The organism is Viridibacillus sp. NPDC093762 (assembly GCF_050279675.1).
Classification (GTDB): domain Bacteria; phylum Bacillota; class Bacilli; order Bacillales_A; family Planococcaceae; genus Viridibacillus.
Map to the genome: position 1 here is coordinate 183156 of NZ_JBNNUK010000001.1, position 23817 is coordinate 206972.

A 23817-nucleotide genomic window follows, 5' to 3' on the forward strand; every position below is an offset into this window, starting at 1 on the left:
TAGTTACTTAACAAAAAGTAATGAAGATTACTTAATGATGGACGTTACGATGAAAGTAATCAACATCATGTCAAAACAATTTGGCTGAAAAACGGAGAAGTACAATTAGAGAACGATTAAACTAACGACAAAACTAATCGGAATCTCCACGACAAATGTAAATCAAAAGAATAGTAAAAAGGACAAGTTCATGCGACACAAGGCATGAGCTATTTTTGTATGCAAAAAAACTCACGACATTATTATATAACTGTCGTGAGTTTCATTTTTAGGAGGGAAAAGCGCATGAAGTACAAATTGATCGTAACAGTAGTAGTTGCAGTTTTAGCAGAAGCATTACGACAATTACAAGATGAAGAGTCCTAAACCAACACAATGGTTTAGGATTTTCTTTTTTTGCAAGGAAGGATAACAGTGAAAGCACCAATGGAAGCATTTCAACAATGGTTAGTAGAAGAAGGCAAAATAGTTAAAATGATTGAATCCTACATGAACGGTGTAAGGAAGTTTGAAGTGTACAGATAGAAACATCGTCAATTTGAGGAGTTTCTTACACGATTTTTGTTTTACTTAGAGGATAAAGCGAATGTAAGTGAACGGAATCGTTTAATAGGATACCTATTACTGTACATAGGTGTTCGAGTGATTGAATTGGTGAGTGTCCGTTTAGAAGATAGTCTAATGCCATCTGCTTTAACGGTTAAGGGGAAAGGCGGAAAAATAAGAGAAATTAGCTTACGACAAAATGTGTTAGCCTACATGAAAGATTACTTGCAAGGTGAAAGAGAGAAAAGTCCATTTCATAGTAGTTCTTACTTGTTGGTTAGTCAAAGCGTAGAAAAATTACATCGTGATGCAGTTCGGAACTGGTTGAGCTATGTGTCAAAGGAGTTACAAATTCATCTACATCCGCATTTATTTCGACATACGTTTGCGACAAGATTACTTCGTATGGTGGGCTGGATTAAAGACAATAACTGTACGCATGTTGCCATAGAAATCACTAGTGTTTACAGGAAACATATTGTGAATTTATTAGAAGCTTAAGATATTGAGTTTCTAGTTGTGGATGCCCAACATACGAAGGTAGTACCTGGAAGTAAAACAGATGTGAAAGACGCCAGAATAGATTGCTAAACTCTTTTGTCATGGGCTTTTAAAAGCTAGTTATATCCTGAGCGAAGAGGATCCTGAAATTCTATCGAACTTCGCTCGGCTTATTATGAAAAAGAAAAAAGAAAAAAGAAAAAAGAAAAAAGAAGAACTGGAAATAGCCCTAGGAGGATATATTAAATCTCATCAACGCTTAATGTTAAAGACTTATCAGCAACACGAAAAGGAAAGAAATGAGCAGGAATTGTAGTAGCATATAGCATCGTAATCCAGTTCAACTAACTACATAGTTCATTGAATTAGACACACTCTTCTTTTTTAGACGAATGAGCTGTATCTCTTTAAGTATTGCATTTTTTAAAAATACAGAATTTACTTTTTGTGGTAGTTTTATACTTAGGGAGTGTTCGGCAACAAACAAAGCACTTTGAGCAACAACCTTCCAAATATTTTAATCGGTCGGTATGTTCTCCTAAATTAATTATTATTTTCACTTAAAATTTCTTGAGAATTACTTAAGTAATTCTCTGCTATTGTATTTATGATTTTATTTTCATTAAAATCATACTGAAGATTTGCTTGCTGTAATTCTTCAGTTGTTTCAAATAAAGGATTTTTATAGTCATTTTGATTTTCTACTATATCACTTTTTATTTCATCTTTTTCTTTATTTAGTAAGTTACCAATCTTTTCATCAACGAAGTCGATTGAATCGGATATGAAGATTTTTAAATCATCAAATACGATTTCTAGGTTTTGAGGCAGAATTGAAATTAATTCAACGCCATCTTGGAAAATAGATTCCTTATTCCAATCAAGGAGTTTAGAGGGGGAATTGTTCATTGTGTAATACGATCCTGCGAAAAAAGAAATTGAACATATTATTAAAGTGGCAAAAAACTTCTTAATCATAATTTATCATCCTTCTTTCAGTGATAAATACATACTTTCCAAAAAAGGATGGAATTATAACTTTAAGTTAGTAATTAGAAAATGTTCTTTGAGAATAAAGCATTTATTAATGAGCTCATTAGACTTTGTGGGGTGAACACCCATGACAAATAAGAAAAGTAGTGACAACTGGACTATTATAAAACTAATCGAAGAATTTGGTACTGAAATTAATTTAATAATGAAAACTGCTTTTTCCTCTAATTCCTATCTTGTAAATTTACCCAACCTGAAAGTGAATTTTACCATCAGCTTTACCAGAATAGTACAAGCTTACTATTGAATAAAAAGGGGTTACATTATTTGGGAGTTAAAATTGCAGTTTTTCTATGTAGCAAAATATTTTTTGCGGGATTACTTCTATTATTCTTATTCATTCTAGATTCAATTTTCACCGATTTTGGTATTCGACGTGGCCACATTACTGAAGCAAACCCACTCACACCTTTTAGTATATTGAAATAGTGTTTTCGGATTCTATCCATTGAAAATTATGTTTCCATTATTGTTATTGTATATCCTCAGTAAGGTTCAGTGTTGAAAAGATCATTACGGCTCTTTATGGGGGCGGCTATTGTCCTTCACTTTGCTGTATTCATTCAGCATGTTTGGTGGATTTCATTAGTCATCTAATCAGTGGGTTCCAGATTCTTAGAGTATTTAAATATAATTAGTCCTTAATCTTTTCGGAGGTTAGGGCTTTCTTTTGCTGAAAAGGGGAATAATGATATTTCAATCAAGTTAGAAAATTACCCTTTATTCAAACAAAAGCCTAGCTTCTAGGACGTGAATATTCTCCTAAATAACAAACATCGGAGTTAGTGCAACAAACAGACGAGTTAGTGCAACAAACGCCGGAGTTACCACAACAAACACCCCAGTTACCACAACAATCCCAAAACCACCCCCAAAACACACAAAAAAGCCGCCCATTCAGGCGGCTTCCAATCAATTTTATCCAAAAGACTATCCCACTACTCAACAACCACTCATTTTCGTCCATCTCTCTTCACAGTAAGCAAAAACTGTGGAATCTTCAGCATTCTCTTCCAACGAGTAGGTTGAGTTATCAAGCGGTGGAACCATTCCAAATTTAACTTAAGAAAGATATCTGGTGCTCGATCAATGTTCCCAGATAGTATATCCAAGCTCCCGCCAACACCCATTAAAATGGCATTAGGGAACTGCTTGAGATGTGCAGCAATCCATTCCTCTTGCTTTGGGGCGCCTAACGCTACGAATACGTAGTCAGGAGATAGGGCGGCTGCTTTTGCTGCAACTTCATCACCATCGCCGTCTCCGCCATAACCATCAGCGACACCGATGATATCAATATTAGGGTACTGAGCTTTTGCCATCTCAGCCGCTTTTGCTGCGATACCAGGCTTACCTCCATACATGAAAATTCTATTGCGCGTTCCCGTAGCATCCGCAACACCCATAAACTCATGTACTAATTCAAATCCTGGAATGCGCTCTTTTAATGGTTGTCCTAGCATTTTAGAACCAATGACAACACCTATACCATCTGCCACTACATAATCAGCAGTGTGTAATAGCTTTTCATAACTGGGTAGTTCTTTGGCAAGCATAATGATTTCAGGATTCGCGGTTACGATCCAAACTTGTCCAACTTGTTTTGTGACTGTATTTACAAATTCTTTTTTTGTTGTATCCGCTATCGGAATCGATAAAATATCTATTTTCTTCATCTAAAAACCTTCTTTATAAAAGCATTTCTTTCTATTATATAGTAAACCATTTGAAAGGGGCGTGGCTAACGTGTAAACGTCCAATATGTTTACTTCTTACTGATCAACACCTACAGTCTCTTGTACCCAATCAACGGATCTTACAGCCTGTTTTTCGACATCCTTCAAAAGCTCTACTGAATAGAAACCGTCTTTCTTCATAATAGCAGTTGGGGTGAAGCGGGGTGAAACGATCCGAATGTCCCCTTCTGCATTTTTTACAACATTTAACGAGGCGATGCCACCCACATAAGTATTTGGATCTTGCATAGCGGCGAAGAAATTACCTAAAGAGTAAAATACATGCGTCTCGTGTCCGTCTTTTGCAGTTATTTTCTCATAGGGCTGTAAGACATGTGGATGATGCCCAAAAATTATATCTGCACCAGCTTCAGAAATGACTTTAGCCATTTGTTTTTGCTTTTTATTTGGTGTAGATTGGTATTCAGTGCCCCAATGCATATTGACGATGAGGACGTCGCTATAAGGGCGCATTTTTTTGATGTCCTTTTGAATAGTGTCAAGATCGATTCGATTGACTAGATAGTCTTTACCAGCAGGTGTCTCATTATCATTTGTTCCATACGTATAGGATAACGTTCCAACTTTGATACCTTTGACATTGATAATACGCATCTTTTCGCGATCTTTCTCGGATTTATAAGCCCCAACATAAGGAAGGCCATAAGATTGGATATTCTTAAGAGCAGCTAGAACGCCTTCTTCACCACGGTCTAATGTGTGATTATTGGCTACTGACAAGAGATCAACACCAGCTTCTTTTAAATCACGAACAATGTAATCGGGGCTTGCAAATTTAGGATAGCCAGATAAGCCAAATTCTTTACCAACGGGCAAAGATTCCTGATTCGCAAGCAGAAAGTCGAAGCTCTTTAAAGTATCCTCCACGGCAGCAAAAGAAGGGGAGTAATCTTGGTAATATAATAGTTGTTCATGCAATAGGATATCGCCAATCATAGCTATGGAAATCTCCTTATCCTTTATGACAGGAACCTCTTGCTCCACTTTTTCTGGTTGACTATCAGTAGTAGTTTCATTGGATACTATTTTTTGATATTTTTCTGAAACGGTGCATGCGCTAAGTAAAAAAAGGGTACAACATATTAATAGAATTTTTTTCAAAGAAAATCATCCTTTCTAAGTCCATTTTCTATAGATTGTGCTATGATAAACTTTGTGAAAAATGATTACTACATTTTTTGAAACTTTAGATGTAGTTAATCCGTCTATTATAGTAATGAATTTTATGCAGACAGGAAGTGGATGTGAAAGTGACTAATAATAGGAGATATAATCCCAAAAATACATCCTTTAAACGTGTAGTAGCTTCCGTTATTTTAATCATAGCAGTTATTGCCGGATTATACACACTCCTTACAAAAAATGATGAAGCGACAAATGAACCCAATGTGAAAGTGGCTGAAGTCCAAAAGCCAACTCCAGAAGAACCAAAAGAAGATTTAGATAAGGACACATCTGAGAAGCGAGAAGGATCTGTCACGACGGGTGTTAAAGATGGCATTACGAATGAAGATGTCACAGATGTGATAATGCCTAAAAACGATACATCTGCTATTATTGCGAATGCAAAAACGCAAGTGTACACTGTCTACACAGACTTACAACAAGGTTCGGGCTTTCTTTTCAATAAAAAAGGGGACATTATTACAAATGCCCATGTAGTAAAAGATGCATCCTATGTATTTGTAACAAATGAGCATGGTCAAGAATTCCAAGGACAAGTGATAGGTATTTCTAAAAAAACAGATATTGCATTGATTCGTGTTCCTGGTTTAGAAGGTAAAGACCCACTTGTACTGGATACTACAAAAGCAAAAGTAGATACGCCAGTTATCGCCATTGGAAGCCCTAATAACAAGGGTGGTACATCAACAGAAGGTGATATTAAAAGTTTAGACGCTAATTTTACAGATGAATATAATTATTCAAACCTATATGAAATCACAGCAAGATTAGAGCCAGGTTCTAGTGGTGGACCTCTAGTTAATGCGACAACTGGTAATGTTATCGGTATTAACTCCATCATTTTAACGGATCAACCTGAAATTGGTTACGCAATCCCGATCTATTCAATAATGCCACTTATCACAAAATGGGCAGACCAAGACGTCGACATTAAACTAGATGACGAAGAAGATTACGATCATAAACAGGATGCTTATTTAGATAAAAAATTAATTAAAGACTATATTGACGGCTACTATGAACTATTCCCGTACGCTATCAAAGATAAAAATAAAAACTACTATGAAACGTATTTGTTACCAAACAGTAGTGCAGAAACAATAGCTAAAGAGATGATTGCAAACTATTCATCAAAAGATAAAGAGTATCAAGATTTGAAATTTACTTTAGGCGCATTGCATATTTATGATGATTCTCCGAACATATCTGATCACTATGCGACAGCAAATATTAACTCGACATACACTTACAAAGACGTTAAAACAGGTACAAAAGGAACGATAAAACAATCTATTCAATATACAATAATTATTGATGAATATGGTGATTATCAGTTCTCTAAAATTGAAATCTTATCAACAAATACAGATTTACCTACATCAGGTTCTGGTGATAAAAAAGAAGAAGATAAAGAAAATGTAACTACGCCACCAGCTGATGACAATGGAAAATCAGATGAAGAAGAAAAAGAACCTGTTGAAACACAAGGTACAGAGACACCAACTGATACACCTTCAGATGAAATAACAGAAGAATAAGTACCTAAACCTCGAGCTAACAAAGCTCGAGGTTTTTGTGTGTAATATAGATGTTAAATTTTAGAAAGAAAGTAACGTTGCTAATTATGAACATAAAAACCTCTAAGTAAAGGGCTTTTTTCTAAAAGTCCAATACTTAGAGGTTCTAAAGTGAATGATTAAATTAAATTAGTTAAAAGTACCATAGCTGTGTAAATAGCGATTCCAGTATCCATTATTGATAGATTGAACTTGGACTTGGCTTCCGGCAGCATGTACGATTTTACCGTCACCCATATAAATCGCTACGTGATCGATTGAGCCTCCACCTTGTGTGAAGAATACCAAATCGCCTGCTTGTGGGTTGCTTGTATATCTTGTTTCACTACGCTGTGAACGACTTGTACGTGTGATAGATTTACCTTGTTGTTTGAAAACATATTGTGTAAAGCCGCTGCAATCAAATCCAGAAGTAGTCGTACCACCATAACGGTATGGAATACCAATATAATTTAGAGCTTGATCGACGATATCGCTACCAGAATCATTACTTGCAGATGCTTTTGTTACGCTCTTTGATGTTTTTGATAGGTAATCACCAGACATCCAGCCTTGTTTGCCGTTTACTGAAACTTTATACCATGTTTTGTTATCAATAGTTTTTTTAGCAGACGCTTTTACAACAGTGCCTGAAGCAACAGTTGTTTTTACTGTTGATTTAGTTGAAGCATCAGAACGTAGGTTCAAGCTTGCAGTTGTTTTTAAGTGACTATTAACTTTAGTAGCAGTCGAGTTTGAAACTTGAGTTATTTCTACTGATTCAACTTTTGTATTTTCTTTAGTGTTGTTGTCGTTTTCAGCAGCTTTGGCACTTCCAAAGGCAAGTGTTAAAGCAAGTGTGCTTGATGCGATTGCTGTAAATAATGCTTTCATATTCATCAATTCGTCCTCCAACTTTTCAACAATTTTTTTTGTATATAATGTTCAACGATTATTTTGAATTTTAGTTTGTTTGACTAAGTAATACTTTAAAGAATTCAGAAAAGAAACACAATACTATTTCGTTTACAGTTATATTACAGTTGTGTAACAGAAATGAGAATAAAGTTCTAATGGTGAATGGTAATTAAGTCTTTGTTGTTTGAATATTAGTGGGAAATCATTAATTTGCAGTACTTATAAGTTAAACAATTTATGTATAAGTAAAATTAGTGCAATAAGTCGGGTAATTTGAGTTTTTAGCGAAGCGTTTTGTAACATAATGTTACAAAATCCGGATGTTATTGAAATATTTCATTGCAAGTAGCTTTGAAGTATTTCGAGAAGAGTATTTCAGTAATGAATTCTGCTGGGTTGCCAATTAATAATTTCTGGCTAGCCTAACTATACAAAAAAGCATTCTCAAGGCAATTTGAATCGCCATGAAAATGCTTTTTTATAACAAATGGTTAATAACATCAGTTCCTGGATAGTAGAATACATTCTTTCGTTTATAAGTTTTAATCAAGTGAATAGAAACGTTTATAACTATCAAAGTGCTGAGCCCAATATGGTTCATTTACTGAAGAGACTTGAACATGTGTACCACCAGCATGTACGAATTGACCATTACCAATATAAATGCCTAAATGCGAAATACCAGTTTGATATGTATCACGGAAAAATACTAGGTCACCTGCTTGAGGTGTATTGATATAGTAAGATCTAGCTTCATAACCTGCAGCGTTTGTACGAGTCATGGAAAGGCCAGCATTATTAAATACATAGTGAATGAAACCGCTACAATCAAACCCTGCTGGTGTTTGTCCACCCCAAACATAAGGTGTATTTTGTAAAGATAGACCTAAGCTAACAGCTTTTTGTTTAATTTCATTTGTTGAAACTGTTGGTGTTGTTGGTTTTGAAACATTTGTTGTATTTTCCTTGTCTTGTTGGATAGTAGAGCCTGAGCTATTTTTGACTTTTAATGTTTGTCCAACACGTATTAGATCAGCAGTTAAACCGTTCCAAGATTTCAACTGTGTTATCGAAATACCGAATTTATAAGCAATGCCAGATAGCGTATCACCGGCTACAACTTTGTAGGAAGTAGCATTAACATTGTTTGGAGTTGGTGGTTTAGTTGTTTTATCAGGCTTAGTTGTTGTAGTATTGCCATTTGGTTTACCAGCATTTGTCGTTGTTGTAGGGACTTTTATCTTTTGTCCTACATATATAAGATGGCCCTTTATTTTATTTATTTGTTGAAGGGCGCTGACAGATACGTTAAATTTTGTTGAAATTTTTGAAAGTGTGTCGCCTTGTTTCACTTTATAAGTAGCTGTATTACTAGATTGAGAAACTGCATTTGTATTCACTGTATTAGATGGTACTTTTGATGTTTGAGTAGATGCTTTGCCGGAAAGTAGCAATTTTTGTTTTGGATAAATTATATCTGATTTCAAATTATTCGACTGTTTTAGTTTAGTGACTGTTGTGCCATGTTTAAGTGCGATTGTGTATAAAGAATCACCACTTTTCACTGTGTAAGTATTTGAGCTTGCTTCTGTTGATTGACTATTTATACAAAGTGCGAGTGCACCTGTAGCCAAAATGGAATAGGTAGCTTTTTTCACAAAAATCACTCCTCTTTATATTTCAAATTGTCATACCTGTTCTTTGTACCCTCATTCTATTGAAAAAAAACAGAGAAAACAATGAAATTAGTAAAAAGGGGTAATAAGATAGTGATTATTTTTGTGGAATGCGCAAGATTCGAAAGTAATGGTCATTTAAAACCATAAAAACCCTTGTTATAAATATAACAAGGGTTTTTATAACTAATTAAAAATAATAAAAATATATCAATAGTAATAAAAATAAACTAATTAACTATTTCAAGCCTAAATGAGCTTTTAATTCAGCGGATACATCCTTAAGTTCCTTCTTATTCATCATATAATACCAAATACCATTCATCGTCTGACCTTGCCCCTTATGAAAATAGAGTTGTTCAATCGAATTAAGAGCCTCTTTATGATTTTTTTGTAGCTCCATCATTTGTCCAAATGTCAAATTTGTTGAAATATTGTCACCGAGTGCATTAAAAATATCTTTATACTTCCAAAGACTACTAACAGAAGCTCCTTCTTTTAAAATTCCTTGAATAAGTTGTTTTTGTCGTTCTTGGCGACCAAAGTCCCCATTAGGATCTTCCTTCCGCATACGTACGTATGCGAGTGCATGTTCACCGTCTAATTTTATTTTCCCTTTTGGAAAACTATAACCTTCTTCCTTAAATGCAAGCAAATTAGTCACTGTAATACCACCAACAGCATCTACAATATCTTGGAAGCCTTCCATGTTCACTTCCGTTACATAATCAATTGGAATATCAAGTAAATTTTCAACTGAGGCCATTGCCATTTTAGTTCCTCCAAAAGCAAAAGCATGATTCAACTTATCACGCATCCCGTACCCAACAATTTTAGTATAAGTATCTCTTGGAATACTTAGCATTTTCGTACTTCTTTCATTAGCATTAATCGTAAGTACAATAATCGTATCAGATCGTCCTTTATCATTTTCCCGTTGATCTACTCCTAATAGTAAAATGGAAAACGGCTCTTTTTTCTCTAAATGGACTTTTTCCACCCTCAAATCGGATTTATCTCGATCAATTTCTACATGCACACTCTTTAAATTTGAAGATAAATTGGCATATACGTTCCAAACATACATACCAATTCCTAATATAACTATGCCAATAATCCATGGCCATTTTCTTTTCTTCTTTGTCTTTTCTACCTCGATATCCATTGGTATGACACCTCCTGAAAAATGGGATTCGACTGTTCTATGTATAATTGCGAATTGAGTCGACAAATTTATCGGTTAACTCACTTACTATCATCCGATGAAATTATACAAAATATCGCAAAACATATAAGTTATCGACAAAAGCTATTTTAATTATCGATTTGTTGGTCATTATGTCGTAAAAGGTAGTGTGGGTACATGACGGCTATATGTCATTTCAATCAATTTTTCAATTTTTATGTGTTAAATGTCGTTATAAAAGTTGTATCAAAACAACATAGAAAGAGCATCTAATAATATATTTAAATAACAAAAAGCTCGCATTTCTCATGAAAAGGAGCTTTTTGATATCATTTTCGACGAATTAGTGTTTGTTGTTTATTAAAACGTAAAGACAAAATAATCGAGGCTAATCGTTGCTGTTGTTCCATAACAGTATGTAGAGAAATATCCAAAATGACTATTTCGCCATTATCAAAATAAAGAATGGTCTGTCTTTTACTATATGCCTCATAACGATAACAATGATAAAAAACCCATACACACTCAGGGTGATAAGGTGATCGTGTCGGATACGCATAAATACCTTCTCCGATATAAAGTGGTAGCTTTTTTGAATAACCGAGAAGCTCCTTAGCAGCGTCTATACGACCTTGAAAAGTAGAACCATAACGAATACAGATTTTTTCGAGTAGCTGAATAGGCGTTAAAGTCGAGTATAAATATCCATCTCTAGTCATTACCTTCGACTTCATTTCTCCTTCAAATAAGGGGGATAAAACGAATGAATTGGTAGTGATTAAATCTAAATCCTTATCAAACATCATCGAACACCTCACATTTTCATCCATCATACGAAAATGACCAACTGAAATCAACATAATATTGCATAATTTCCAAATATTATGAAATATCAATGAATTTAAGGTAAGGTATACGTTAAGTTCGGTGGAGTAAACCTTAACTATAGTCATTCGTCCTGAACGATAATTCCATATACGATAAGTAGTACCCGGGAATACAAAGGGTTGTGCACAACTAGAAAGGCCATCTAATGGACCAATATGAAATTGTTTTAGCACAATTTGAACCAATGATTACAAGTGTTATGAATCGCTGTCGTATTTATCGAGACCATGAGCTATATAGGCAAGCGGCACGGATCGGACTTTGGAAAGCGTGGACAAAATATGAAGGCAGTCGAGGTGACTTTGCTCCGTATGCCTACCGATGTATTCAAGGTGCTGTTTTAGATGAATTGAAGAAAGAATCACGCAATGAAGATCGAAATATACCTGCCGAGTCAGATACGTTAGAAATACTAATAAAAAACACCCAAGTAGAAAAGTCAGACACCCACATACTAGATACTATATTAGAATCACTACCGACTAAGGATTTACAATTACTCATTCTATTGTATATAAAAGGATACAGCTATGCCGAATTAGCGGTTAAGGAAGGACTTACAATAGGAGGTATAAAAAAACGGAGAGATCGGATTATGAAGCAAATACGAGAAGGAAAAATGAAGAGTCGCAAAAAAGCTAACGAAAGATTGGTCGTTCATAAAAGTGGAAACTAGAAAGATTATACAAAGTGAAGCGAAATTATTAAGAAGTCTAGCGTTTTATCGTAGCAAATGTCGAAATCAGTAGTTTTCTTGACAGAATTTCAATATGCGCTGCAGAAAATGTCGTGGATAATAGAGAGTAAGAGGATAGCTGTAGAAGAAATTGTAGATTGAAGTGGGAGTCGGGTGTCGAAATGACTAAATTTGAGTGATTTGCATTGCTTGAATAGGAAATGACTACAAACTTTTTGGGGATATATGATTTCTTCGCGAAAACGCATGAATTTGAATTCATGCGTTTTTCAGCATGGAGAAGTAAAAAGAGAAAATAACTGTAATGTAACTGAAAGATATAATGCATTTGTAAAAGATTTGAAAGTAGTAAAAAGTAGTGAAAATAACCTATATTTGCGAATAAGTTAGTTTTTTTATGTTTTTTATAGGTAAACGTATTTACGTGTAGGATTTAGAGTAGTATTATAAACTCCATAACCAAAAAGCGTTTTCAAAATTGGGAGGAAAGATATTGAACGTTCAAAGCATTATTCGTAATCTAATAGTAGAAACACCATCTATACCTGGTAATTTGGCAAAGGTTGCTACAGCAATTGGCTCAATTGGCGGTGATATTGGTGATATCAAAACAATGAAAATTGGTACTTTATCTACAATTCGTGATATTTCATGTACTTGTGAAGATATAGCTCAACTCAATCAGATTGTAGAAGCGATTAATAATATAGATGAAAATATTCACGTTCGTTCAGTTTCGGATGACGTCATGAAAGCGCATGAAGGCGGAAAAATCCATATGACGAGTCGCGTAGACGTGCGCTCATTAAGTGATTTACGTCGAATTTATACACCGGGTGTGGCGAACGTTTGTCAAGAAATCCAAAGAGAACCCGAAAAAGCACATTATTACACAAGCATTGGTAATACTGTTGCCATCGTGACCGATGGTACAGCCATTTTAGGTTTAGGGAATATAGGACCAGTTGCAGGTATGCCAGTGATGGAAGGGAAGGCTGTATTGTTTGATCAATTTGCTGGTATTAGTGGTATTCCAATTTTACTCGATACAAGCAATCCTGATGAAGTAGTTGAAACCGTAAAACATATAGCAAAAGGTTTTGGTGGTATTTTATTAGAGGATATTGGTTCACCGCATTGCTTCGAAATTGAAGAGCGTCTAAAAGCTGAGCTATCAATTCCTGTTATGCATGATGATCAGCATGGAACAGCTGTTGTTACTTTAGCTGCAGTAATATCAGCTTGTCGTTATGCAGGAGTTGAACTGAAAGATGCTGTTGTTGGTCAAATTGGTCTTGGTGCAGCAGGGTTGGCAATTTGTCGTATGCTAATGGCTTATGGTGTTAAAGAAGTATGTGGCACAGATCCGCAAGAAAGTGCATTAGTCCGTTTACGTAGTTTTGGTGGAACGGTAGTAGATTCAGTTGAAGAAACGATAGCAAAATGTGATATTGTCATTGCAACGACAGGGGTATCAGGTCTGATTCAACCGTCAATGGTACGTGAAGGACAGATCATTTTGGCTCTTTCAAATCCATACCCAGAAATTACTCCTGAAGATGCAATTGCTGCTGGAGCATCATATGCTGCAGATGGACGCCTGGTCAACAATGTTCTTGGCTTTCCTGGGATTTTCCGAGGGGCATTAAATGCCAATGTTAAAAGTATTACGTACCCAATGTTATTAGCTGCCGCTAATGCCATTGTAGACGCAACGCGAAATGGTGACCTTGTACCACACCCGCTAGATCCGAACGTTCATAAATCGGTAGCTGAAGCCGTTGAAAGAGTAGCTTTAATAGAGAGGGCAAATATAGATTAATAACAATAGACCGCTTATTAAGCGGTTTTTTTGTATAAAAAAAGCATTCCGCAATGCGAAATGCTTTCTCTCAAAGACATTTTATTTTTTCTCTAAATCCTCAACGGAAAATACACGACCATAGGCATCTTTATAGACAATATGTTCACTACTTAATTTTGTTGGGGAATCAAGTCCAGCAGCAGCAGCTACACGGAAAAGACCTTCACGCATTGAAACAATATAGTTTGTTACACGGTATTTTTTTTCATCTACGATTAGACCATTTTGCAACTTTGGATTCGTTGTTGCTACACCTGCTGGGCAATCATTTGAATGACATCGTTGTGCCATAATACAGCCAACTGATATCATAAAGCCTCGCGCGATATTGATTAAATCTGCACCTAAAGCAAGCATGACAGCTGCACGGTCAGGTGTTATGATTTTTCCGGATGCGATGATTTTCACACGATCACGTACACCATGGCGAACCAATGCATCTTGTAATAACACTAGGCCAGAATGGATAGGTAGGCCTACACCATCAGCTAAATCTTGGAATGTAGCACCAGTACCACCTTCAGCGCCATCAATTGAAATGAAATCAGGACCTTTACCAGATTCCTTCATATAAGCAGCTAACTCATCTGCATCTTGCGGGCTACCCACTACAATTTTAATACCTACTGGCAGACCGCCGCGTTCTCTAATCTTTTCGATGAATTCAAATAGAGAAGGGAAGTCATCAAATTGACGGAAGCGGTTTGGACTATTAATCGTGACAAATGGTTCAATATTACGGATATTAGCAATCTCTTCTGTTACTTTTTCAGCTTCAACGTGACCACCACGTGTTTTAGCACCCTGCGCCAATTTCAGTTCAAATGCTTTAACATGGGGCATGGCTGCTTTTTCAGCGAGTTTATCCCAACTGAATTCACCATCTTTTGTACGATAACCAAAGAGACCTGAGCCAATTTGAGCAATTAAATCCGTTTTACCTGCTAAATGGTGCTCTGAAATACCACCTTCACCTGTATTCATCCAAGAACCTTTTGCCATACCAATACCTTTTGATAACGCCGTGATGGCATTTTTGCCAAGTGCACCGTAACTCATAGCAGATTGACCAACTAAACTACGAACGTGGAAAGGCTCACGGCAATTAGCGCCGATTACAACAGCATCATCTTCTGACAATAACCATGGATTGATATCAACTTCTTCAGTATGTTCTTTACGTGAAAATAAATTATCGGCATCCATTACGTATTTTTTTGTATGAATACGTTCCTCTGAATCCACATGTAATTCATCCACTTGTTTTGTAAACATCGCATTACGAATATAAAATCCGGCTTCATTAAAATCACGTTTTGAGCCGAAGCCTATAACGTTTCCTAAGTATTTCCCAGGTAATACAATATGTAAAAAATCTTCACGATTAAACGGTTTCCCTGAGTGATCATCGTCAAATAAGTATTGGCGGAATTCAGGTCCGACCTTTTCAAGGATATATCTCATTCTTCCTAAAATAGGAAAGTTTCTAAGAATAGCATGTTGCTTTTGATGACGGTCAAGAAAATATAAAAAGACTACTGAAATTAATGGAATAACAACTAAAACGACTAGCAATATGAGTAATATAGAAGAAATACCTTCAAACCACCCCATATGCGCCACACCCCTTTTTTATATAAAAATCATAATCTATATCAATAACTTATATAACATATCACATTTTGAGATAGATTCAAGGGTTGGAGAATAGATGAAAAATATAGAAAATACTATATTTTTAGAGTGTTTTGTAAATTTGAGTTGTGTTAATGCAAAAATCCCCAGAGCATAAGCTCTGGGGATTTTGCGTAAAGTATCTTATTTTTTTGTAAATAATGAAATAATCAAACCAATGATTGTTCCAACTATTGCAGGTACTAACCAACCAATACCTTCTGCATAAAAAGGTAAGTGACTTAATAGATCTGCGTAAGCTGGGATGTCCATTTTTGCTGCATGTAAACCGTCATATACACTAACTAGTGCAGTAGCGATTAATGCAACAGTGTAAACAATTGGTGCACCATTAAAGAATTTATCGATTAAAGCTAAGCTCATTAACACGATTGCAATTGGATAGATAGCTAAAAGTACTGGTAAAGAGATCGAAATTAGTTGCTCTAAGCCAAAGTTTGAAATAACCGTACTGAAAACCGCGAAAATGAAAACAAACACTTGATATGAAACTTTAGGGAAAAGTTTTGTAAAGAATTGAGATGATGCAGTTAATAAACCAATTGAAGTAGTTAAACAAGCAAGTAAGATAACTGCTGATAATAGAATATTACCAAAATCACCGTAAAGAATGTTTGCAGATTTCGCAATAATTTCAGCACCACTACCTTGAGCGCCAATCGTTTGGAAGCTTGATGCTCCAATATAACCTAAAGAAATATATACTAAAGCTAAACCTACTGCAGCAATACATGCAGCGAAAATAGTTGTATTAACAATTTTTTTATTATCGGTTACACCTTTGGAATGTAAGGCTTGGATAATTACAATCCCAAATATTAAAGCAGCTAAGAAATCCATAGTTAAGTATCCTTGTAGGAAACCTTCAGTAAATGGCTGTGTAGTATATTTACCAATTGCTTCACCAGGACCGTCCATTGGTGTAATAATACTTTTTGCTGCTAAAAGAGCAATTACTAATAGAAGTATTGGGGTAAGGATTTTACCAACACGGTCAACTAATTTAGTTGGATTTAGTGCAAAGAAAGTTGTTATTCCGAAGAAAACAATTGTAGAAATCAATAACGGAATAGAAGACTCACGTATCGCGTCTGATAAAAATGGTGAGACACCAATTTCATAAGATACTGTACCAGTACGTGGAATTGCGAAGAATGGTCCGATTGCTAAATAGACGATGGAAGTAAATACAATCCCAAAAAGAGGGTGAACTTTACCGGCCATATCTTGTAATTGGCCGCCAGATTTAGCAACAGTGATAACACCAATTAGTGGTAAACCAACACCGGTGATTAAAAATCCAATCATGGCTAGACTAAATGATTCGCCAGCTTGTTGACCTAATTGCGGAGGGAAGATAATATTTCCTGCACCTAAGAACAATGCAAATAGCATTAAACCTACGGCAACTTGCTCCCCAAGTGATAAAGATTTGTTCTTCATAAAAAAGACTCCTTTAATAAATTACTTGCGTAATGATTTCATCTATGAAAACACAACACTAATTTTTCTTATAATAAATAATCTTTGTAATCTGAAAATTCTAACTACAAAAGTTATAAAAGTTACTAAACAACTTTAACATGAATACGTTTAGAATGGAACCTTAAAAAAGACAAGCTAGTAGGTTTTTTCTTAATCCAGCGCTTTATAGTATTAAAGCGCTTTCATTGGACGAGAAGTATTTATGAATATAGTGTAAAAGGACTGTTAAGTTTTTGTAAACTGAAACTTTTAGTCTATTTTGTATGCTAGATTGTCTTTAAGGAGGGGGAATATATATGTTTATATGGAATAAAATGGACTTGAGAAGAAAGTATTTTCTTTCACTTAGTATTACTTTGCTGTTATTTGCTATTATGACGGTCACATTAACTTTTCAAGTAAACGAAAATAGAAAATGGTCTCAAGAATTAGATAGTTTATCGAAGAGTATTAATGACATAGATATGTTATCAAAGGAATTCAGTACATTATATATTGCAGTCATCCATTATACTGGGGATCCGTTAGCTAAGTATGATGCTTCGTATGGTGCATCGATGTCTACACTTGAAAGTTTACTAAAAAAATCTGGAGATGTAGTGCAACCAGGAAACTTGGAAGCAATCGAAGTGGAACTAAAAAGGATTCATGAATTATACATAAAGCGTTTGAAAGTATCAGTTGCGAAAAAAGACAATATCGCCAAACGACGTCAACTGAATTCGGTATATCAATCGTATGACAATATAGAAAAAAAATTAAACACAATTCGGGCAGGAGCATCATTGGAACGTGAACAAATTTTACAAAATATGAATGAAAGCCAACAAAGAACCTTAATCTTATTATTTGTGTCATTCTTACTGGCGGTAGCCATATCGACTATATTAATGATGATCACAAATCGCCAAATTCGACAACAACTTGAATTAGTTGCACAAACAGCAGAAAGTATTTCAAAAGGAAATTTGAACGTTGTGGATTTACCTATTCATACGAATGACGAGATAGGACAAGTATCGACAGCGATGAATCATATGAAGCACCAACTTGTAGAAATGCTTCAAATAATTAAATCGTCAGCACATGAAATATCGAGTGACAGTCATGTACTGCAAAATTATTCAGTACAATCTTTAGAGGGATCGAAAATAGTATCAGTCTCACTTAAGGAGTCTTTGCAAAATGCAAAAGCACAGCAATATTCATCTGATGGTATTGTTGCTTTTATGGAACGCTTCTCAAATAATTTGCAGCAAATGGTTGGCCAAGTAGAGCAACTGTCGATAAAGGGGCTTCAAGCGGAACAATATGTAGAAGATAGTAGTGTTTCGATGACTGAAGCTGTAAGCAAAATGACGGGTTTACAGCAACTTCTAATAGAAGCAGAACAGGAAAGAATACTTTTACAAAAGCGTACTGATGAAATTGTCCGTGTCTCTCTTTTGGTAAAACAAATTGCCAAACAAACTCATTTGTTAGCATTGAATGCCGAAATTGAAGCTGCACGCTCTGGTGAAGCAGGGAAGGGATTCGCAGTTGTAGCAGAAGAAGTCCGTAAATTAGCGGAAGAAGTTTCGAATGCTGCTCACAATATTCATAATTTGTCCGATGATATAACTGTGCAAGGTACAACAATGGCGAATACTTTTAACGCTGGTCTTATAACATCAGAAGAAAGTGCAACAGCAATTCAAAACGCGGCACAGCAAATGACGATTATCATACAATATTTAGGTGATACACGTGAGCAATTTAAAGCGATGTCCAGACAAATACAAACTGTAGAAAAAGAAAAGGAAAGTACTAAAACTTTGATTCACCAGTTAAATGACGCTATTTTTCAAAATACTGAGCATATTGAAGAGACGACATTGTTCTTAAGTGATAATCTATCAACTATTGAATTATTGTCGGCACGAATTCATGACGTCTCTGATCAAGCGAAGACAATGCGACAATCAACAACGAAGTTTGAGATGCACAGTTAAATGTAATATGTGGAAAAATGTTTAGCCTTCCTAGGAGGGGGGTACAATATTAAGGAAATGCCGTGATGCTTCTCCTAACTGCATTGTTGGGGGGTTTTTCTGTGAAAGTGGGAACTTTTTAAAGGGAAGCGACGTCCTATAAAAGAATTGACTAGAGTATAAGAAAGTAATAATTTCGGTTAAACGAAGTGTGTTTTCTAGTAATTCATGCTATAATACATTGTAAATAAATTGTAAATATATTGGATGCATATTTATTGCGTCTATAAAATATAAATGAAAAGAGTTATTAAGGAGGAAGGGTATGACATACCTTGCATGGATTGTAGCATTTATAGCTTCAATTTTACTGACTCCGCTTGTGAAGCGACTAGCATTTCGTGTCGGTGCGGTCGATCGTCCAAATTATCGAAAAGTGCATGCTGATATTATGCCGAGACTTGGTGGCTTAGCCATCTATCTAGCATTCCTCATAGGGATATTGATTTTACGACCTACGCATGAAGCAATGCTTCCTCTATTAATTGGGAGCTTTGTCATTATTGTGACAGGCGTCCTTGATGATATGTTTGAGATTTCAGCGAAGGCTAAATTATTTGGTCAGTTAATTGCTGCAGTAATCGTAATATTTTTTGGCGGAATTCAAATTGATACAATCAATCTTCCATTCAGTAATGGTGAACTTGATTTTGGCTTCTTAAGTATACCAGTGACGATTATTTGGATTGTAGGTATTACCAATGCGATTAATCTAATTGATGGACTAGACGGTCTTGCTGCCGGTGTTTCTACCATTGCGTTGATAACACTTGCTGGAATGGCCTTTATCATGGGAGATACATTTGTTATTATAATGGCTACGTTGTTAGCTGTAAGTACTATCGGGTTTTTATTTTACAATTTCCATCCTGCGAAAATTTTCATGGGGGATACGGGGTCATTGTTCCTTGGCTTCATGATTTCAGTTTTAGCATTACTTGGATTCAAAAACGTTACATTTGTCTCACTAGTTATTCCAATTATCATGCTTGGCGTACCAATCTCAGATACATTCTTTGCGATTTTACGACGCCTATTAAATAAACAACCACCATTTTCACCAGATAAATCTCATTTACATCACTGTTTATTAAATGTTGGTTTTACACATCGTCAAACTGTAATAATCATTTATGGTATTGCATCGATGTTTGGTTTAGCAGCGATTGTCTTCTCAATGGCTAAGCTATGGGGAGGTATTCTACTTATAACGGTATTGCTTGTTGCGATTGAATTATTTGTAGAAATTATCGGATTAGCAGGATCAAATTATAGACCGCTATTAAACTTAGTGCGTAATAAAAAATAAATAGTAAAAGACGATATTGCAGAATTGACTGCGATATCGTCTTTTTATTTGGAGATAGATAGAGTAGTTATGGATGTGAACTAGGGTTAGTAACTTTAATGTCATTGCTATCAACTGTATAATTGCTCACATTAAGGTACATTCAGGTCAGTCATGTTTGATGAGGTGGCATTTATTTATTTGCTTTTTAAACTCTTGTGTTGAACGTAATAAAATCCCTTAGCCGAAGACGACTAAGGGATTTTTGTGATTATTGATTATTATTGTTATCTGATTTGTAGTTCGATTTATATCCAGAGCCTTCAGCATTATTTGTGTCTGCTGTATTATCTGTTTCACCTGAATCATCAACTAAGTTATTATCTGTTAGCCCAAGTTGAGTACGTAAGATATTTTGTGTTTCTGCTAATGCAGGCTCGTCTAATTGGTAGTAGTAAATACCAGTAGAAGTATCATCATTACCTTTAAGAGTCAATGATTCTACGTTTGGCATACCACCTTTAATGTATTCAAAGAATGATTTCATTTCATTAAAAGTCATATTTGTTTTCATGTTGTTACCAACAGCTTCAAGAATGTTATCGTATTTAGTAAATGATGTAACGGAAGATGCTTTTTTCAGTATGGCAGCTAAAATCATTTGTTGGCGTTCACCACGTTGAATATCGCTATCTTGTTTACGTGTTCTTGCAAGCGCTAAGGCTTCACGACCATTAACCGTTTGTACACCAGGTTTTAAGTTAACTGTACGTTTATCATTTTCATCAAGTTCATGAAGTTCATATGGAACATCTACTTCAATGCCACCAAGAGCATCAACAATTTCGATAAATGCATCGAAATTTAAGCGGTAATAATAGTCAACAGGGACGTTTAATAAATTCTCTACAGTGTCAATTGTTGCATTCGTTCCTCCAAGATGTGCGTGCGTAATTTTATCTTTCTTGTCTACATTAGGAATATAAACATATGAGTCACGAGGAATACTTAGTAACTTTACGGATTTTGATTTATTATTTAACGTTGCTAGTATTAATGCATCAGAACGGGAATGTTCTGAACCTTGACCGCGTTTTTCACTATCGTCGATACCGACAAATAGAATCGAAACATTATCTGTCATTGGCTTGACGGCCGACTCACGTAAATCCGACTTTAAACGTGTATTGTCTTTGTCGTATGCATTATTTGCAGCTTGTTCTGCTTTTTTCGTTAACCAATATGCGTAGGTGCCAGTTGAGACAACCATAAGGGCAATCAGAATTAAAAAAGTGCGTATTATCAGTTTTTTCTTTGAGGGCTTCTTTTTTCTTTGGCCCGTTCTTAAATTAGTCATACACGATCTCCTCTAAATTAGGAATAAATGCTATATATAAATATTGGACGTATGGCGTATCCAAAAAGTTTTAAATGTAAATGTATAGCGAATTATATTATACTATGCATTTTTGTAACAGTAAAATTAAATTTACATTACTGCTTGTCGAATTCTAAAAATTCTTTATTATTACAATTTAATTTACATTGTCCATTAGTCATTTCAATTATCCAATTCGTAAAGTTTTCTACTTCCTCCTTTGGTACAAAGGTATAAAAATCGACATCATCAGTATATTCAATGTTATCTAATATATAAGAAGAATTGCGAATAGCATTTTCTACTTTTCCTAACCATGTATAGCTAACGGAAACTTTCATCAAACTATGAAGGCGACGTTCCACCACTGTTGCAGCTTCAATTCCAACGGTAGTTGATTTGCCGTAAGCACGTACCAAACCACCAGCTCCCAATTTAATGCCCCCAAAGTAACGAGTTACTACAACAACAGTATCTTTTAAATTTTGTTTTTTCAATACTTCAAGCATAGGTACTCCGGCCGTACCACTAGGTTCACCATCATCATTCGCTTTTTGAATTTGATCGTGTTCTCCAATTAGATAAGCTGAACAATTATGTGTTGCAGAATGATGCTCTTTTTTTATCTTATTTATAAATGTAATGGCTTCTTCTTCAGAATCTGCTCGCCCGCAATGCGCGATAAATCTCGATTTTGAGATGATTATTTCAGCAGTTCCAAAGCTTTTTAGTGTATAATAGTTTTCTCTCATGGTAAACTCCTTAAATAAATCAATTTATTTTTGACATCTAGTTGACACGAAATTTTAATAAAAAAAAATCATAAAAATGCTATAATTAACTTTGTGATACAGGAAAATAGGTTCATATATATAATTATAATATATGCTCATTACTTCTTCAAAATGTAGCACAATTTGTAAGGGGTTTGGTATGGTGGGAGATAAAATTGATATAAAATCATTAGATTTAATTTTTAATCGAATGGTAAAAACAATAGACGAATCTAAAAGTGATATTTTTACGATCAGTGAACAGAGTAGACAAACATTTGAAGAAATGAAAATCGAACTGGAAGAAGTTCGTGAAAAAATCGCTGATGTAATCACTGAAAATGACATTTTAGAGACCAAAACGAAATTTGCCAGAGGAAGATTAGCGGAAGTATCAAAAAACTTCCAAACTTATTCTGAAGCAGAAATCCACAAAGCATACGATCAAGCAAATCAACTTCAAATACGTCATTCTGTTGTCCAAGCTGAAGAAAAGCAGCTACGTGAGAAAAGAGATGACCTAGAAAGAAGGATGCGCAATTTACTTGATACGATTGAAAAAGCAAATCATCTCGTAAACCAAGTAAATGTCGTATTGAATTATTTGACCTTTGATTTGAAGCATGTCGGGCCAGCACTCGAAAATGCGAAGATGAAAGAAGACTTTACGATAAAGATCATCGAAGCAACAGAAGATGAACGTAAACGTATTTCTCGAGAGATTCATGATGGACCTGCACAAATGTTAGCCAATGTATTACTTCGTACAGATTTAATCAATCGCACATACCAAGAACGAGGGGTAGAAAAAGCATTACAAGAAATACTACAATTAAAAGACATGGTGCGCGATGCATTACATGAAGTAAGACGCATTATTTACGATTTACGTCCAATGGCTTTAGATGACCTAGGTATAATTCCAACACTAAAGAAATATCTTTCTTCAGTTGAAGAGTATAATAAAGGTACTACAATCCATTTTCAATCAATGGGTGAGCAAAGAAGAATGGGGACAAATTATGAGGTAGCCATTTTTCGACTTGTACAAGAATGCGTAAATAACGCAATAAAACATGGCAAAGCACTTGAAGTATGGGTTAAATTCGAATGGTTGGAAGAACATGCCAATATAACTATAAAGGATAATGGTGTAGGATTCGATACTAATATTGTGAAAAAAAATTCATTCGGTTTAATTGGTATGCGCGAGCGAGTAGAATTACTCAGTGGAGAAATGGAAATGATTTCTGAGATTAATAATGGAACTCGAATAATATTCAAAATTCCACTAAATCATGAACAAAAGAATTAAAGTAGTATTAAATAGGAGGATTTTAT

The 23817-nt window shown here is 35.1% G+C and carries 21 protein-coding genes; 10 read left to right on the forward strand and 11 right to left on the reverse strand.

Annotated elements, in window-relative coordinates; translation table 11 throughout:
- Nucleotides 1-219 precede the first annotated feature (219 nt).
- From ACQKM9_RS00815 to ACQKM9_RS00825, 3 genes are all read left to right on the forward strand, one after another.
- On the forward strand, nucleotides 220-366 hold the full coding sequence (locus ACQKM9_RS00815; protein WP_427731782.1) for a hypothetical protein: 147 nt from the start codon (nucleotides 220-222) through the stop codon (nucleotides 364-366).
- Between the two features lie 195 nt (nucleotides 367-561).
- The gene (locus tag ACQKM9_RS00820; protein ID WP_427731783.1) at nucleotides 562-1047 is read left to right on the forward strand and encodes a tyrosine-type recombinase/integrase; all 486 of its coding nucleotides are present in this window, start codon (nucleotides 562-564) and stop codon (nucleotides 1045-1047) included.
- Nucleotides 1048-1222: 175 nt separating this feature from the next.
- Entirely contained in the window at nucleotides 1223-1363 is a 141-nt protein-coding gene (locus tag ACQKM9_RS00825) for a hypothetical protein (protein WP_427731784.1), read from the forward strand.
- Between the two features lie 227 nt (nucleotides 1364-1590).
- Here ACQKM9_RS00825 and ACQKM9_RS00830 read toward each other — a convergent pair whose 3' ends face one another.
- A complete protein-coding gene (locus ACQKM9_RS00830) occupies nucleotides 1591-2025 on the reverse strand; it encodes a hypothetical protein (protein ID WP_427731786.1) in 435 nt (144 codons plus the stop codon).
- A 342-nt stretch (nucleotides 2026-2367) separates the two neighbouring features.
- Between ACQKM9_RS00830 and ACQKM9_RS00835 the strand changes: the two genes are divergently transcribed.
- The gene (locus ACQKM9_RS00835; RefSeq protein WP_427731788.1) at nucleotides 2368-2529 is read left to right on the forward strand and encodes a DUF5658 family protein; all 162 of its coding nucleotides are present in this window, start codon (nucleotides 2368-2370) and stop codon (nucleotides 2527-2529) included.
- 524 nt (nucleotides 2530-3053) lie between these two features.
- Here ACQKM9_RS00835 and ACQKM9_RS00840 read toward each other — a convergent pair.
- On the reverse strand, nucleotides 3054-3776 hold the full coding sequence (locus ACQKM9_RS00840) for a WecB/TagA/CpsF family glycosyltransferase (RefSeq protein WP_427731790.1): 723 nt from the start codon (nucleotides 3774-3776) through the stop codon (nucleotides 3054-3056).
- Between the two features lie 96 nt (nucleotides 3777-3872).
- Nucleotides 3873-4958 carry a CapA family protein gene (locus tag ACQKM9_RS00845; protein WP_427731792.1) on the reverse strand — a complete coding sequence of 362 codons (1086 nt, stop codon included), beginning with the start codon at nucleotides 4956-4958 and terminating at the stop codon, nucleotides 3873-3875.
- A gap of 149 nt (nucleotides 4959-5107) precedes the next feature.
- On the opposite strand from ACQKM9_RS00845, the gene ACQKM9_RS00850 reads away from it, so the two are divergent.
- Nucleotides 5108-6580 carry a S1C family serine protease gene (locus ACQKM9_RS00850; protein ID WP_427731794.1) on the forward strand — a complete coding sequence of 491 codons (1473 nt, stop codon included), beginning with the start codon at nucleotides 5108-5110 and terminating at the stop codon, nucleotides 6578-6580.
- A 168-nt stretch (nucleotides 6581-6748) separates the two neighbouring features.
- On the opposite strand, the gene ACQKM9_RS00855 is transcribed toward ACQKM9_RS00850, so the two are convergent.
- From ACQKM9_RS00855 to ACQKM9_RS00870, 4 genes are all read right to left on the reverse strand, one after another.
- A complete protein-coding gene (locus ACQKM9_RS00855) occupies nucleotides 6749-7498 on the reverse strand; it encodes a C40 family peptidase (protein ID WP_427731796.1) in 750 nt (249 codons plus the stop codon).
- A 560-nt stretch (nucleotides 7499-8058) separates the two neighbouring features.
- On the reverse strand, nucleotides 8059-9174 hold the full coding sequence (locus tag ACQKM9_RS00860; RefSeq protein WP_427731798.1) for a LysM peptidoglycan-binding domain-containing protein: 1116 nt from the start codon (nucleotides 9172-9174) through the stop codon (nucleotides 8059-8061).
- A gap of 256 nt (nucleotides 9175-9430) precedes the next feature.
- The gene (locus ACQKM9_RS00865) at nucleotides 9431-10357 is read right to left on the reverse strand and encodes an LCP family protein (protein ID WP_427731800.1); all 927 of its coding nucleotides are present in this window, start codon (nucleotides 10355-10357) and stop codon (nucleotides 9431-9433) included.
- A 350-nt stretch (nucleotides 10358-10707) separates the two neighbouring features.
- On the reverse strand, nucleotides 10708-11184 hold the full coding sequence (locus tag ACQKM9_RS00870; protein ID WP_427731802.1) for a competence protein ComK: 477 nt from the start codon (nucleotides 11182-11184) through the stop codon (nucleotides 10708-10710).
- Between the two features lie 227 nt (nucleotides 11185-11411).
- Between ACQKM9_RS00870 and ACQKM9_RS00875 the strand changes: the two genes are divergently transcribed.
- Together ACQKM9_RS00875 and ACQKM9_RS00880 are read left to right on the forward strand one after the other, a co-directional pair.
- The gene (locus ACQKM9_RS00875; protein ID WP_427731804.1) at nucleotides 11412-11942 is read left to right on the forward strand and encodes a sigma-70 family RNA polymerase sigma factor; all 531 of its coding nucleotides are present in this window, start codon (nucleotides 11412-11414) and stop codon (nucleotides 11940-11942) included.
- 514 nt (nucleotides 11943-12456) lie between these two features.
- Complete coding sequence (locus tag ACQKM9_RS00880) at nucleotides 12457-13785, forward strand: NAD-dependent malic enzyme (RefSeq protein ID WP_427731806.1); 1329 nt, start codon at nucleotides 12457-12459, stop codon at nucleotides 13783-13785.
- Nucleotides 13786-13866: 81 nt separating this feature from the next.
- On the opposite strand, the gene ACQKM9_RS00885 is transcribed toward ACQKM9_RS00880, so the two are convergent.
- Nucleotides 13867-15441 (reverse strand): FMN-binding glutamate synthase family protein, encoded by a 1575-nt coding sequence (locus tag ACQKM9_RS00885; protein WP_427731808.1) that lies wholly within the window; start codon nucleotides 15439-15441, stop codon nucleotides 13867-13869.
- Nucleotides 15442-15645: 204 nt separating this feature from the next.
- A complete protein-coding gene (gene brnQ / locus ACQKM9_RS00890; RefSeq protein ID WP_427731810.1) occupies nucleotides 15646-16965 on the reverse strand; it encodes a branched-chain amino acid transport system II carrier protein in 1320 nt (439 codons plus the stop codon).
- Nucleotides 16966-17303: 338 nt separating this feature from the next.
- Here brnQ and ACQKM9_RS00895 point away from each other — a divergent pair, with 338 nt between their 5' ends.
- Together ACQKM9_RS00895 and ACQKM9_RS00900 are read left to right on the forward strand one after the other, a co-directional pair.
- Nucleotides 17304-18998, forward strand: coding sequence for a methyl-accepting chemotaxis protein (locus ACQKM9_RS00895; RefSeq protein WP_427731812.1), 1695 nt, complete (start codon nucleotides 17304-17306; stop codon nucleotides 18996-18998).
- A gap of 304 nt (nucleotides 18999-19302) precedes the next feature.
- Nucleotides 19303-20346: a glycosyltransferase family 4 protein gene (locus tag ACQKM9_RS00900; RefSeq protein WP_427731814.1), complete on the forward strand. Its 1044-nt coding sequence runs from the start codon at nucleotides 19303-19305 to the stop codon at nucleotides 20344-20346.
- 250 nt (nucleotides 20347-20596) lie between these two features.
- Here ACQKM9_RS00900 and ACQKM9_RS00905 read toward each other — a convergent pair whose 3' ends face one another.
- Together ACQKM9_RS00905 and ACQKM9_RS00910 are read right to left on the reverse strand one after the other, a co-directional pair.
- Entirely contained in the window at nucleotides 20597-21682 is a 1086-nt protein-coding gene (locus ACQKM9_RS00905; protein ID WP_427731816.1) for an LCP family protein, read from the reverse strand.
- A 137-nt stretch (nucleotides 21683-21819) separates the two neighbouring features.
- A complete protein-coding gene (locus ACQKM9_RS00910) occupies nucleotides 21820-22455 on the reverse strand; it encodes a YigZ family protein (RefSeq protein ID WP_427731818.1) in 636 nt (211 codons plus the stop codon).
- 181 nt (nucleotides 22456-22636) lie between these two features.
- Between ACQKM9_RS00910 and ACQKM9_RS00915 the strand changes: the two genes are divergently transcribed.
- Nucleotides 22637-23791, forward strand: coding sequence for a sensor histidine kinase (locus ACQKM9_RS00915; protein ID WP_427731820.1), 1155 nt, complete (start codon nucleotides 22637-22639; stop codon nucleotides 23789-23791).
- The last annotated feature ends 26 nt before the right edge of the window (nucleotides 23792-23817 follow it).